General features: G+C 67.4%; 12 protein-coding genes. All 12 read right to left on the reverse strand.

Annotated features, from left to right (window positions below):
• Window positions 1-50 precede the first annotated feature (50 nt).
• The 12 genes from ACKI1H_RS00640 to ACKI1H_RS00695 all read right to left on the reverse strand — a co-directional run bounded on the left by ACKI1H_RS00640 (window position 51) and on the right by ACKI1H_RS00695 (window position 13,724).
• Window positions 51-2,090 carry an OPT family oligopeptide transporter gene (locus ACKI1H_RS00640; RefSeq protein ID WP_138524607.1) on the reverse strand — a complete coding sequence of 680 codons (2,040 nt, stop codon included), beginning with the start codon at window positions 2,088-2,090 and terminating at the stop codon, window positions 51-53.
• Between the two features lie 258 nt (window positions 2,091-2,348).
• The gene (gene tauD, locus ACKI1H_RS00645; protein WP_440467371.1) at window positions 2,349-3,185 is read right to left on the reverse strand and encodes a taurine dioxygenase; all 837 of its coding nucleotides are present in this window, start codon (window positions 3,183-3,185) and stop codon (window positions 2,349-2,351) included.
• A gap of 218 nt (window positions 3,186-3,403) precedes the next feature.
• Entirely contained in the window at window positions 3,404-4,222 is an 819-nt protein-coding gene (locus ACKI1H_RS00650; protein ID WP_440467372.1) for an ABC transporter permease subunit, read from the reverse strand.
• Window positions 4,212-5,003 (reverse strand): taurine ABC transporter ATP-binding protein, encoded by a 792-nt coding sequence (locus tag ACKI1H_RS00655; protein ID WP_440467373.1) that lies wholly within the window; start codon window positions 5,001-5,003, stop codon window positions 4,212-4,214. Before ACKI1H_RS00655 ends, ACKI1H_RS00650 begins: the two co-directional genes overlap by 11 nt.
• A gap of 125 nt (window positions 5,004-5,128) precedes the next feature.
• The gene (tauA, locus tag ACKI1H_RS00660) at window positions 5,129-6,139 is read right to left on the reverse strand and encodes a taurine ABC transporter substrate-binding protein (protein ID WP_440467374.1); all 1,011 of its coding nucleotides are present in this window, start codon (window positions 6,137-6,139) and stop codon (window positions 5,129-5,131) included.
• Between the two features lie 80 nt (window positions 6,140-6,219).
• Complete coding sequence (locus ACKI1H_RS00665) at window positions 6,220-7,191, reverse strand: aliphatic sulfonate ABC transporter substrate-binding protein (RefSeq protein ID WP_440467375.1); 972 nt, start codon at window positions 7,189-7,191, stop codon at window positions 6,220-6,222.
• A 173-nt stretch (window positions 7,192-7,364) separates the two neighbouring features.
• A complete protein-coding gene (locus ACKI1H_RS00670) occupies window positions 7,365-8,261 on the reverse strand; it encodes an acyl-CoA dehydrogenase family protein (protein ID WP_440467376.1) in 897 nt (298 codons plus the stop codon).
• Window positions 8,262-8,445: 184 nt separating this feature from the next.
• Window positions 8,446-9,408, reverse strand: a complete 963-nt coding sequence (locus tag ACKI1H_RS00675) for an ABC transporter substrate-binding protein (protein ID WP_440467377.1) — start codon at window positions 9,406-9,408, stop codon at window positions 8,446-8,448.
• A 10-nt stretch (window positions 9,409-9,418) separates the two neighbouring features.
• Complete coding sequence (locus tag ACKI1H_RS00680) at window positions 9,419-10,405, reverse strand: aliphatic sulfonate ABC transporter substrate-binding protein (RefSeq protein ID WP_440467378.1); 987 nt, start codon at window positions 10,403-10,405, stop codon at window positions 9,419-9,421.
• 111 nt (window positions 10,406-10,516) lie between these two features.
• Entirely contained in the window at window positions 10,517-11,665 is a 1,149-nt protein-coding gene (locus ACKI1H_RS00685) for an acyl-CoA dehydrogenase (protein WP_138524625.1), read from the reverse strand.
• Window positions 11,666-11,669: 4 nt separating this feature from the next.
• Window positions 11,670-12,752 (reverse strand): LLM class flavin-dependent oxidoreductase, encoded by a 1,083-nt coding sequence (locus ACKI1H_RS00690; protein WP_138524627.1) that lies wholly within the window; start codon window positions 12,750-12,752, stop codon window positions 11,670-11,672.
• A 27-nt stretch (window positions 12,753-12,779) separates the two neighbouring features.
• Window positions 12,780-13,724, reverse strand: coding sequence for an ABC transporter substrate-binding protein (locus ACKI1H_RS00695; RefSeq protein WP_440467379.1), 945 nt, complete (start codon window positions 13,722-13,724; stop codon window positions 12,780-12,782).
• Between the last annotated feature and the right edge of the window lie 6 nt (window positions 13,725-13,730).

The raw sequence follows: 13,730 nt of genomic DNA on the forward strand, positions 1-13,730 counted from the left end.
CCACATGAAAAAGGCGCCCGCAGGCGCCTTTTTCACATCGAGGCGAAGGATCAGCCGCGCGTGCCGCCCAGTACCTTGCGGTAGAACAGCACGCAGATCGCCACGAAGACCACCAACCCCAGCCACTGCGCGGTGTCCTCGAAACTTCCCCCGACCAGGGCCAGGGGCGAGGCAGAGCCAGTGGTGCCGATGATGGCGGCGAGCAGGATGCCCATCAGGCTCTCGCCAACGATCAGGCCGGAGGCCAGCAGCACGCCCCGGCGCCTGGGCTCGTCGGAGAATTTCTCCGCGTCGACACCGGCTGCCGCGGCGCGCTTGGCCAGCGCGGTCTCCAGCAGCCAGCCGATCACCGCACCGACCACCAGGGTCATGCCGATGGTCGGCGGCAGGTAGATGCCCAGACCGACCGCCAGCACCGGCAGGCTGGCCTTGCCGGTGCGGCGCAGCAGCACGTCCACCAGGATCAGCGCGATGCCCAACGCCACGCCGATCAGGATCATGTTCCAGTTCAGCGCGTTGTGGAAAATCCCGCTGGCAATCGCCGTCATCAGCGTCGCTTGCGGTGCAGCCAGCGCAGCATTCGGGTCCATGCCCTCGCGCGGCAAGGCTCCGGTGAAGCCGTAGGCGTTGAACAGCAGCTCCAGCACCGGCGGGATCACCAGTGCACCCACGAGGCAGCCGACGATCAGCGCGACCTGCTGGCGCCACGGCGTCGCGCCGACCAGGTAGCCGGTCTTCAGGTCCTGCAGGTTGTCGTTGGAAATCGCCGCGATGGCGATCACCACGGAGGTCGTGAACAGCGCCAGGGCGATGGCCAGCTTGCCGCCCTGCTGGTCGAGGAAGCCGGTTTCCAGCGAGCCGACGCCCAGGATCAGCAGCGACACCAGGATCACCGCGATGATGCCGATGCCGGAGATCGGGCTGCTCGACGAGCCCACCAGGCCAGCCATGTATCCACAGGCGGCGGCGATCAGGAAGCCGAAGAAGAAGGCGAAGATCACGCAGACCGCCACCAGGCCCCAGAAGCCGAAGCCCTTGAGGTCCGGTGCGGCCTCGCCGAGGAAGTAGGAGAACACCACGAACAGCGCCACGAGCAGGAAACCGGCGATGGCGACGATCCACTTCGCGGAGAGGTCCTGCTCGGTGCGCAGGTCACTCACCTCACCACGCCCGCGCACGGCGCTCAGCGACGACCAGACACCCTGCACCATGGGCTTGAACAGGGTAGCCAGGGTCCACAGCGCAGCGATCCCGATAGTGCCGGCGCCGAGGAAGCGGACCTGGCTGCTCCACAGTTTGGTGGCCAGCTCCGGCAGGCTCTGCCCGGCGGCCAGCACGCTGTTCACCGAGAGCAGCGGCACGGCCACGCCCCAGGCGATGACCACGCCGATCAGGATGGCGATGCCGGCGGTGATACCCATCAGATACCCGGCGCCGACAAGGGCCAGGGAGAAGCCGGTGGACAGGCGGAACGCCGCCTGCCCGGCGGTGATCCAGAAGCTGAAACCTTCGGCGAGCACCTTGAAGCCACTGCTGAGCAGGCTGAAAGCAGCGGCAACCACGCCGCCGGCAATGATGTCGCGCAGGCCGGGGCCACCGGCTTTCGCAGGCTTGCCGGCTTTCTCCTCCTCCTCGTCCTGGCTGCCGACGCGAAGGATCTCCGCTGCCGCCACGCCTTCGGGATAGGGCAGGCTGCTCTGCACCACCATTACCCGACGCAGCGGAATGGTGTAGAGCACGCCGAGAATGCCGCCGATGGAGCAGATCGCCGCGGTCTGCCAGAACGGGAAGCCGCTCCAGTAGCCGATCATCAGGAGACCCGGAAGGATGAAGATGATCGAGGACAGGGTGCCGGCCGCCGAGGCCTGGGTCTGCACCATGTTGTTCTCGAGGATGTTGGAGCCGGAGAAGTAGCGCAGCACGGCCATGGAAATGACCGCAGCGGGAATCGACGAGGCGAAGGTCAGGCCGACCTTGAGGCCGAGGTACACGTTGGAAGCGGTGAACACCACGGTGATCAGCGCGCCGAGGATCAGGCCGCGAACCGTCAGCTCGGCGAGGTTGGACTCGTCGGGAATCCGTTCTTGCATGTAGGCAATCTCTTTATGAAGCGAAACTGCCAAAGCGTAGGACAGTGCGCCATCCACCGCGACCCAGAATGGCGACGAATGCGGTCTGCGGTGCGGCTTTGTTGCCTTAAGTCACGGGGATGACGGTAATTTCCGAGTCGCTGCGACGTCTGTAGGAGCGAGCTTGCTCGCGAACGGATTCCAGAATGACTCCAGAGTTATGCGGTTCGCGAGCAAGCTCGCTCCTACAAATCAAACCGCCAATTCCGTGTGGCGAACTCAGAACGGTTTGTCGCCCAGTATGGTCGCACGGTGCATCACGCGGCGCTGCGGGCGGTAGTCGTCCACCGCGTAATGCTGGGTCACACGGTTGTCCCAGAAAGCCACGTCGTTCTCCCTCCAACGCCAGCGCACGGTGAACTCCGGGCGAGCGAAGTGGGCAAACAACAGGTCGAGGATGGCGCGACTTTCCGCCGGTTCCAGCTCGTTGATGCGGGTGGTGAAGCCGTCACTGACGAACAGGGCCTTGCGCCCGGTGACCGGATGCGTACGGATCACCGGATGGCTGCGCGGGGGGTTCTTCTTGCGCGCTTCTTCGAGACGCGCGAGGTCCGCGTCGGTGGCGCCGAAGCGTTCCTGGGGGAAGGACTTGCTGATGTCGTGGGTCGCGGTGAGTCCGTCGAGCAACTGCTGCAGCGGTTTCGACAGCGCCTCGAACGCCGCGATGCCACTGGCCCACAGGGTGTCGCTACCGTAGGGCGGCAGCTGCTTGGCGGCCAGCACGGCGCCCAGCGCCGGTGTCTCCAGGAAGGTGACGTCGGTGTGCCAGATGGCGTTGTCGCGCACATCGGTGACGGCGGTGTCGAGGACGATGACCTCGCGCTGCTCAGGCGAGCTGGGGTAGATCGGATGGATGTGCAGGTCGCCGAAGCGCGCGGCGAAGTTCGCCTGCTGCGTCGGTGTCAACGGCTGGTCGCGGAAGAACAGTACGTGGTGATCGAGCAGGGCTTGCTCGATCTGGCGCTGTGCCGCGTCGTCCAGCGGATCGGCCAGGCGCACGCCGGAAACGATGGCGCCGAGGGCCGGGCTGATGGGTTCGATGGTCAGGGTGGTCATGTTCGTGTTCTCTCGTGAGGTTCACGGGGAAAGGCGCCCTCTCCCCACCCCTCTCCCTGAAGGGAGAGGGGGCTTGTTCGGTGTATTCGGAAAGGGCGGTCAACCCCTTCAGCCGCGCAGACTCATCCATGAGGCAGAGGTATCTAAGCCACTCAGGACAGTCCCCTCTCCCGCTTGCGGGAGAGGGTTAGGGAGAGGGGCCTTTGCTCTCGGTTGCATTACTCCCAGGAAGCAAACCGCTTCTGCACCCAGCGCAGGCCCAGCTCGAAAGTCAGTGCAATGGCGGCGATCAGCAGAATCCCCAGTACCACCACGTCGGTGGCGAGGAACTGCGCGGCGGATTGCACCATGAAGCCCAGGCCGCGGTTGGCGGCGATCAGCTCGGCGGCGACCAGGGTCGACCAGCCCACCCCTAGGGCGATGCGCAGGCCGGTCAGGACATCCGGCAGCGCGCTGGGCAGGATCACGTGGCGCACCACCTGCAGGCGGCTGGCGCCCAGGCAGCGCACGGCCTGGATCCGCGACTTGTCCACACGGCGCACGCCGGCGGCGGTGGCGATCAGCAACGGCGCAAACAGCGCGAGGTAGATCAGCAGCACCTTGGACAGCTCGCCGATGCCGAACCAGATGACGATCAGCGGCAGGTAGGCCAGCGGCGGCACCGGGCGGTAGAACTCCACCAGCGGGTCGAAGGCCGCGCCCACCAGCGGGTTGAGACCCATCAGGATGCCCAGCGGAATGGCCGTCAGTACCGCCGCGCCCAGTGCCAGCAACACACGCAGCAGGCTGGTACCGATGTGTTGCCACAACGACGCATCGACGTAGCCTTCGGCAAGCAGACGCTGGAAGGCTTCCACCAGTTGCTCCGGCGCGGGCAGGAACAGGGTGTCGACCCAGCCCAGGTGCGTGGCCAGCCACCAGAGCACGAAGATCGAACCGACGCTGCCGGCAGCGGCCCAGCGGCGGTAATCGCGCGGCTCGCTGCGCCCTTTCGGCGCAGCAGTCGGGAGTTTCGCGGCGAGGGTTTCAGTGGGCATGCTCGGCCTCCGGTTCTTCGAGGAACTCATCGAGGAGGAGTTGGCGCAGACGCGCGAATTCCGGGTCGGACTTGATGCTGCGCACCGGCTCGCCCGCGGCATAGCGACGGGCGAAGTCCAGCGACAGGCGCTTGACGATGCGTGCCGGCGGTCCGTCCATCACCACCAGGTCAGTGGCGAGGAACAGCGCTTCGTCGACGCTGTGGGTAATCAGGAACAGGCCCTTGCCGGTCTTGCGCCACAGGTCGAGAGTCAGCACCTGCATGCGCTCGCGAGTCAGCGCGTCGAGGGCACCGAAAGGCTCGTCGAGCAACAGGAAATCCGGTTCCACCGCCAGCGCGCGGGCGAGGCCCAGACGCTGCCGCTGACCGCCGGACAGTTGCGAGATTCGGTAGTCCGCGTGCTCGCCCAGGCCTACCAGCTTCAGTACTTCGTGGGCACGGGCATTGCGCCCGGCAGCGCCGACGCCGCGAATGCGCAAGCCCAGGGCGACGTTATCCAGGGCATTGAGCCAGGGCATCAGCGCGTCATCCTGGAACACCACGCCGCGTTCACCGCCGGGGCCTTCGAGGGTCCGGCCATCGATCTGCACGCGGCCGCTGTCCGGCGCCTGGAAGCCCGCCAGCACGTTGAGCAGGCTGGACTTGCCGCAGCCGGACGGGCCGAGCACCACCAGGGATTCGCCCTTGGCCAGGCTGAGAGTGAGGTCCTGCAGTACGACGCGCTCGCGTCCGCGCTGCTGGAAAGTGAGGCTGACCGCCTCGGCCGTCAGACGGCTCATGTTCTGCCCTCCGTAGGGTGAGAAGAAATGCGGATCGGTGCCAGCCGTAGGATGGGTGGAGCCTGCGATACCCATCAGCATGGGTATCGCTTCGCTCCACCCATCCTACGGAGCAGCCGGGTCAATCAGCGCTGCCCGACCTGCACGCTCTCCGCCTGGCGCACGTACTCGGCGCTGACGTAGGGCGAGTAGTCCTTGAGCACGGACGGCACGCGTTTCTGCTCTTTCAGGAATTCAGCCGTACCGGCGATGTCCTTGGCGGTGCCGCCGCCCAGCAGCGCGGAAGACAGCTGCGCCTGGGCCTCGGGGAAGGCGGAACCGGCCAGCAGCTCCGGAACGTCCTTCGGATCGGCGCCGGTCAGGCGGGCGATCTTCTTCGCCTGCTCGGAATCGGCAGTCCATTCGGCCTTGTGGGCGTTGTAGTCGGCGAAGGAGTCCAGGCTCACCTTGGCGAACTTGGCAATCACTTCCGGGTGCTTCTCGGCGAAGTCCTTGCGGGCGACCCAGACCTCGAAGGTCGGCGCGCCCCACTGGCCGACTTCGGCGGCGTCGGTCAGCACCTTGCCGGACTTCTTGATCTCGCCCAGGGCGGGCGACCAGACGAAGGCGCCGTCGATGTCACCACGTCGCCAGGCGGCGGCGATCTCGGTGGGGTTGAGGTTGACGATCTTCACTTTCGTGGGGTCGATCTTCCAGTGCTTGAGGGCGCCCAGCAGGCTGTAGTGCGAGGTGGACACGAACGGTGTGGCGATGGTCTTGCCGACCAGGTCCTCGGGTTTCTCGATCTTGCTGCCGTTGCGTACCACCAGGGCCTCGGCCGAGTTGATCTGCGCGGAGACGATGAAGGCCACGATCGGCAGGCCACGCGAGGTGGCGGCGGCCAGCGGGCTGGAGCCGATGTTGCCCAGCTGCACGTCACCGGAGGCAATCGCGGCGATCACTTCCGGGCCGCTGTTGAAGCGGCGCCAGTCGAGCTTCTCGCCGATGACTTTCTCGTAGGTACCGTCGGCCTGGGGCACCTTGGTCGGGTCGATGCCGGTCTGGTAGCCGAGGGTGATGTCGGCCTGGGCGGCGCCAGCGACGCCGACCAGGGCAAGCGCGGCCAGCAGGCGGCGCGGGGCACTGATGTGTTTCATGTGGAGCTCCTGGAAATGCGTACGAAGGCGGCCAGCCGGGCCGTGACGGGCCGCTCCGGCGGAGCGGCGGCAAAGGTGGATCAGTTGCTTGCCACGTCCGGTTGCCATACCGGCACCGCACGGGCGTCGACTGGCTTGGGCAGCAGGCCTTGGGCATAGAAGGCGTCGGCGATGCGTTGCTGTTCGTCGAGACCGTCCTTGCGCACCGGCTGCACGTCGTAGCTACGGCGGGCGTTGGCCTGCTCGACCGTGGCGACATCGAGGTTGCCCCACAGCGGGCCGAGCACCTTGGCAGCGTCGGTGGGATGCTCCTTCACCCAGCGGCCGGTCTTCTGCAGTTCGGCGAAGACCTGCTTGAGCACTTCCGGGTGCGCCTTGGCGTACTCGGTGGACGCCAGGTAGTAGCGCTGGTAGCTGGCCAGGCCCTGGCCATCGGCGAGCACGCGGGCGTTCTGCTGGCGCTGGGCGCTGGCGACATAAGGGTCCCAGGTCACCCAGGCATCGATCTTGTGGTTTTCGAAGGCGGCGCGGCCATCGGCCGGAGTCAGGTACGCCGGCTGGATGTCGGAGAACTTCAGCCCGGCCTTCTGCAGCGCGGCGATCAGCAGGTAATGGCTGCCGGCGGCCTTGGTCACGGCAATGCGCTTGCCTTTCAGATCGGCCAGGGACTTGAGCGGCGAATCGTGTGGCACCAGGATCGACTGCGCGGTGGGCGACGGGGTTTCACGGGCGAAGTAGGTCAGCTGCGCGCCAGCAGCCTGGGCGAAGACGGGCACGGTGTCGGCGACGTCGGCGGAAAGGTCGACGTTGCCCACGTTGAGGGATTCGAGCAGCGGCAGACCACTGGGGAATTCATGCCAGGTGACCTTGATGCCCTGCTTGCCCAGTTCGCGCTCCAGGTTGCCCTGGGCCTTGACCACGGTGAGCAGGGTGGAGGACTTCTGGAAGCCGATGCGCAGGGTCTGTTCGGCCTGCGCGCTGAGGGCGCCGAAAAGGGCGACAGAGGCACTCAGGCCGACGGCAAAACGGCGCAGGAATTGACTGCGGGACATGGATACGGCTCCTCGGGTACGGGTTGGCCGCCCGCAGAGCGAGGCGGACCACTGGACGGGTCAGGTGACGCTGGATGAGTCCGGTGGTCCGGTAGAGCGAAGATTACAGATATAAAAAAACCAAAATAAATAATTTTTAGTTCTTAACTAATACCGGACCGATTTACCCCCGATCAGTGCGCAGCCCCCAGTACACGGGCCCTGACACCTTCCGCACGCAAGCTCGTCTGCGCCGCCTCGCGAGCCACCGCCAGGGCCTGGATGGCCAGGTTGGAGAAATGGCTGCTACGGCTGAAACTCAGCGACGCGCCAGCCGTGATGTCTTCATCCAGTTGCGTAGCCGCCTGTTCACTGAGCACCAGCCCCAGACCCAGCAACCGCGGCAATGCCGAACGCTCCGCCAGCTCCAGCCGTTCGGCTGCCTGCAACGCCAGGCCAAGGGCGACATTGGCCTCCAGCAGCAGCGCCAGGCCGTCACACAGCAAGCGGCGCGGAGTGATCGCCAACCCCGGCGGCAGCAGGATGTCCTCCGGGTGCAGGCGCAGTTCGTTGCATTGCGCGCCCGAACGCAGCACCAGGCCCGCGCGACGGGTAGGCAACGCGGCGTAAAGGTAATCGCGGCAGGGCTCGTGCCAGGCACGCAGCACCAGCCAATCGGCGGCTTCAACGGTGAAACCGTCCCACTCGACGCCGTTGACGCGGAATCCCCCACGCACATGCTCGGCTGCCTGGAGGGACGGACCATCACCCAGCGCGCCCCACAGCGGTTCGCGCAGCAGGGTCAGGTTGAGCAGGCGCTGCACCTGCTCGAGGCTGCCCAGCAGGCTCACCCGGGCCAGTTGCAGGTGGTGCACGGCGAACAGCCGGGCCAGCCCGCCATCGCGCTCGCAGAGATCCCGCAGGGTCTGCAGGGTGTCGCGCCAGGGACTGCCACTGCCGCCCAACTGGGCCGGCAAGGACAAGCGCAACAGACCGGACTCGCGCAGGGCACGGGCCCAGGTATCGGCAGCGCTGGGAATGGGTGGGGCAACCGGCCGGGCCGCGGCCAGCCGGAACGGGGCGACGCTCATGGACACCTCGGGAAGACGGGAGGATCAGCGGCCTGGGCGTTGACGCACGGGAAAACTGAAGCGGGAAACGGGGCTCGGGAGGCCCCGTTGCACCGCCGGAGAGACGGCGGCCGGAGCGGCACTTAGAACCATATCCAAGCATAACTCTAAGGTTAAATAACCTTTTCGCCTTAGCTGAGAACCGTCACGGCTGCCGCGCGCCGACCGTAGGCCCCTGCTCCACCGCGAAGCCGACGGCGAAGGTCGGGGCGACATCCAGGCGCTGGGGGATCAGCCCGTGGGTCTGATAGAAGTCCGCGGTTTCCTGCTGCTGCGCGAGGGTTTGCGCATCCAGCGCTTGCCAACGCAGCTGCCGACGCTCGAACTGCAAGCGCGCGGCGTCCTCGGGGAAACCGATGATCTTCGCCAGGCTGCGCGAGTAGTCATCCAGGTGTTCGTAGGCCCAGCGTTGGGCTCCGGCCAGTCGTTGCAGATAGTCCTGCAGCGCAACGCGCCTGGCCGGGTCGGCCAACGACTGATCGGTGGCGGCGAGGAAGCTGTTGCCCGCCCAAAGCCCACGACCGTTGGCCAGTACGCGGGCCTTGTCGGCAGTCTCGGCCAGCGCGGTGTAGGGTTCCCAGGTCGCCCAGGCGTCCACCGAGCCGTTGGCGAGGGCCATCTTCGCGTCCACCGGGCCGAGGAAACGGAACTCCACGTCCTTCTCGCTCAGCCCGGCGGCCGCCAGCGCCTTGAGCGCGACGAAGTGGCCGATGGAGCCACGCCCGGTGGCGATGCGCTTGCCCTTGAGATCGACGGCCGAACGCAGCGGCGAGTCCTCGCCGACGATCACTGCCGTGCCGTAGGGATCGGACTTGTCCACCGCAATGGCCTTTACCTGCGCCCCGGCAGCCAGGGCGAACAGCAGCGGCGCATCGCCGATGATGCCCGCGTCGACGGCGCCGGCATTGAGCGCCTCGGCCAGGGGCGCGGCGGCGGGAAACTCGAACCACTGGATGTCGTAGTGCAGGTCCTTCAGGGCACCGGCCGCTTCCAGTTGGGCGCGCATGTTGCCCTTCTGGTCGGCCAGGCGCAGGGTCACGCGCTCGGCAGCGAAAGCCTGGCCGGCAGCCAGGCCCAGCAGCAGGAACAGGCTCAGGATCTTGTGCATGGAAGGCTCCTCAGCGCTGGCCGACGGCAAGGTCGGCGGGCAAGGTGCGGGCCACCTCGGCGGCGCCGCGCGAGAGGCTGAAATCGAAGGCCGGCGAAACATTCAGCGCCTTGGGCAGCACGCCCTCGCCATGGAAGAAATCGGCGGCTTTCTGCAGGGTCGCAGCGATGCGTTCGTCGAACACGATGGGGCTGATGCGCGCCTCGCCCACCCAACGCCGGGTCACTTCCTGCGGCATGTTCAGGTCCTTGGCCAGCGCGGCGGCGAACGCGTCCGGATGCTGCAGCGCCCAGACCTGGGCGCGAGCCAGGCGGGTCATCAGGTCGCTGATCGCCTCCTGCTTGGCGGCGATCGCGGCGTCGCTGGCCAGTGCGTAGGAATAGCCGGTCATGATGCCGTCACCGTTGTCGATCACCCGCGCACCGTCCAGCAGCACGGCACTGGAGGTGTAGGGCTCCCAGGGCACCCAGGCATCCACCGAGCCGCGCACCAGGGCGGCGCGGCCGTCCACCGGGCCGAGGAAGGAGAAGGTCACGTCTTCCGGCTTGAGCCCGGCACGACGCAGCGCGCCGAGGGCCATGAAGTGCCCCCAGCCGCCGCGGTTGACGGCGATGCGCTTGCCCTTGAGGTCGGCCACCGAGTGGATCGGCGAATCCTTGCCCACCACCAGCGCCACCGTCGCCGGGTTGAAGTGCCAGGCGCCCACCGCCTTGAGCGGAGCGCCGGCGGCGTACACGAAGAGGAATGGAATATCGCCGGTGAAGCCGATATCCAGGGCGCCGGCGTTCAGCGCCTCGAGGACCGGAGCACCGGAGGGAAAGGCCGACAGCTCCAGCTTGTACGGCAGGTTCTCCAGTTCGCCGGAGGCGCGCAGCGAGGCATAGCGGTCGCCCTTCACATCTCCCAGGCGCAGAGTGAGGGGTTCGGCGGCGCTGGCGGCGCCGGCCAGCAAGGTCGCGGCCAGCAGGCCGGCGAGGACACGCAAGGTTCGTTTCATGGGCAATCTCCACAGGGCTGCGAACGCAAGCCAAGGTTGTGTCTTGGGGCTATCCGTTCCGCCGGTGCGGTCGCCGATATGGCCGTTTCTTCAATTCGGTGATGGGGGGAGTCAGGCGCTCAAGGCAGCCCTCCCCGCCGCGATCCAGACGCTGTCCTTCTGTGGGGTGTGGACACGTCCGCACAGCACATCGCGGTAATGCCGCTGCAACGGGTTGTGGCGGCTGAGGCCGTGGTTGCCGGTCAGTTCCAGGGCCTTTTCGACCACCGCGATGGCGTTGTCGGTGACGGACACCTTGATCAGCCCGGACTCGCTGGCGCTGAGCCAGTCGCGGCAGGCCGCATCGAGCAACAGACGATTCTGCAGCAACAGCTGGTCGATGCCGCCGACGGCTTCCTGCACCCGTGGCAGGCTCGCCAGCGGCGAACCGAGGCTGGCCGGTACCCGCTCGCGCAACCACTGCACGAGCCAGTCCCGCGCCGCGTGGGCAACACCGTCGTACAGGGCCCCAAGCAGCGCCGCGCTGGCCTGGGCGAAGTCGCGGGCGACCGCCTCGTCCGGCGCCGGCGGCTGGTCATGGGGATACAGGCCGACGGCATGCTGCAGCGGCACCGGCACGTCCTCGAAGATCACTTCATGGCTACCGGTGGCGCGCATGCCCAGGTGATCCCAGCTTTCCACGATGCGGATGCCGGGGCTGTCGCGGCGCACCAGCCAACTGCCCACGCGCGGCGTCGGCTCGTCGCTGCGCGCCCACACCGCCAGCCAGGTCAGCCCAGGGATGCCGGTGGTGTAGAGCTTGTGGCCGGACAGGCGCCAACCGTCGCCCACCCGCCGGGCAACGGTCTGCGGGAGGCCGCCGCGCGCCGGTGAACCGAGCTCCGGTTCGACCCGTAGACTGTTGATCAGCGCGCCCTGCTCCAGCGCTTCGTGGGCCACCCGCTGCTTGAGCGCCTCGGGCCACGCAGGGTTGTCCGCCAACCGGCGCAGGTGCAGGTACTGCATGCACAGCACCAGGGCAGTGGAGGGTTCGCCACGGGCCACCGCGCCGACCGCCTGGCGCAGCTCGCCCAGGCTCGCGCCGGGGCCGCCCAGCGCGGGCGGCAGCGCCAGCCCCAGCAGGCCGTGCTGCTGCAGCAGGGCCAGGTTGGCGTGGGGGAACTCGCCGCTGCGGTCCAGGGCATCGGCACCTTCAGCCAATTTCCGGGTCACCTCCGGCAATTGGCCGAGGGCCACGGGAAGACTCTGCAGGACCGTCATCGGATCAGGCCGTGGCACGCCGGCGCTCGCGCTCGGCGACCTTGGCGCGGGTCAGGGGGATCAGCTCGCGGCCGAACTCCACGGCATCGTTCAGCGGATCGAAGCCACGGATGAGGATGTTGCGCACGCCCAGGTCGTAATACGCCAGCAACGCATCGGCGACCTGCTCGGGGGTGCCCACCAGGGCGGTGGAGTTGTGCCCGCCGCCGACCAGCTTGGCAATGCCGGTCCATAGGCGCTCGTCGACCCGGTCGCCCTGCTCCACCGCCCTGAGCAGACGCTGCGCACCCACGCTCTGCGGCTTGCCCTTGGGGAAGCCGGCCTCGCCCAGGCGCTCGCCAGCGGTGGCGCGGATTGCCTCGGCCTTCGCCCAGGCCTCCTCTTCGGTACGACCGAGAATGGGCCGGAATGACAGGCTGAACTCCACTTCGCGGCCATTCAGGCGCGCCTGCTCGCGCACGGCGGCGATGGTTTCAGCGGCCTGGGCCAGCGGCTCGCCCCAGAGCATGAACACGTCGGCCTGTTTGCCGGCGACCTTCAGCGCCGCCTCCGAAGAGCCGCCGAAGTACACCGGGATGTGCGGTTTCTGCTGCGGGCGGATGGCCGCGAAGGCCTGTTCCACCCGGTAATGCGCGCCGTGGAAATCGAAGGGCTTGTCAGCGGTCCAGGTGCGTTTGAGCACCTCGATGAACTCTTCGCTGCGGGCGTAGCGCTGGTCGTGGTCGAGGTAGTCGCCGTCCTTGCGCTGATCGGCATCGCTGCCGCCGCTGATGATGTGCACCGCCAGGCGACCGTCGAGCAGGTGCTCGAGGGTCGCCAGCTTGCGCGCGGCCAGGGTCGGCGCGACAAAACCGGGGCGGTGCGCCAGCAGGAAATGGATCTTCGAGGTGGCGAGGCCGGCCGTCGCGGCGACCAGGAAACCGTCTGGCTGATCCGACCAGTAGCCCACCAGGATGCGGTCGAAACCGGCTTCCTCGTGGGCGCGGGCGAAGGCGGCAATGTACTGCTTGTCGAGGATCGGCCCTGCCGGGGCGATGGTCTCCGAGGCCAGACGATGGCCGATCATGCCGAGGAACTGGATGCTCATGGGGGCGCTCCGTGCTCAGTCAGTGACTCAGTGGAAGGAAGTGGCGAAGGAGGTATCGATCACGCTGGAGGTGTCGAAGGCCTCGGGCAGCGCGCCGGTCTGCAGCAGGAAGTCGGCGGTGCCCTGGTAATCGGCGGCGGCTTGCGGGTCCACCGGGCCGACGCTCATGGCGGCCTGGCCGATCCAGTGGCGCGACACCGACTGGTCGAGGTTGGCCTTCTTCGCCCAGAGGTCGGCGTACTGCTCCTTGTGTGCCTCGACCCAGGTGCGGGCCTTCTGCAGGCGACCGAGGAAGTCGGCGATCTGTGCGCGCTTGGGATCGATGGCGTTGGCGTTGGCGGCAATGCTCGACAGCCCCGGCATCAGGTCGCGGGCGGTGAGGATCGGACGCGCGCCGGAAAACACGATCTGCTGCGAGATGTAGGGCTCCCACACCGGGAAGGCGTCAATGCTGCCGCGCGGCAGCGCCGCGGCGGCGTCGATGGGCATCAGCTTGACGAACTCCACGTAGTCGCTGGGCAGGCCGGCCTTCTCCAGCGCGCGCAGGGTCAGTTGCTGGCTCCAGGCGCCGGGCCAGTAGGCGACCTTCTTGCCCTTGAGGTCGGCGATGGTCTTCACCGGCGAATCCTTGGGCACCAGCAACGCGATGGTGTCGGGGTTCTGCCGGGAAATACCGATCAGCTTCACCGGCGCGCCCTTGGCGGCGAGGAAGATGAAGCCCGAGTCGCCCAGGAAGCCCAGGTCCAGCGCTCCGGCCTGCAGGCCTTCAGCGACCGGCGCGGCAGACTGGAAGTGCTTCCAGTCAACGGTGTAAGGCGCACCCTCGAGAACACCGGAGGCCTCCATGGAAGCCCGCACGTTGTAGTAGTTCTGGTCGCCCACCCGCAGGGTCGGCAGGTCGGCGGCCTGGGCCAGCGGAGCCCCCAGGATCAGCGCGGCAAGGGTCGCACGCAGGCGTTGCTTCAGGTTCATCGAACA

Origin of the sequence: Pseudomonas sp. YH-1 (assembly GCF_051990045.1) — a bacterium.
GTDB lineage: Bacteria > Pseudomonadota > Gammaproteobacteria > Pseudomonadales > Pseudomonadaceae > Pseudomonas > Pseudomonas nicosulfuronedens.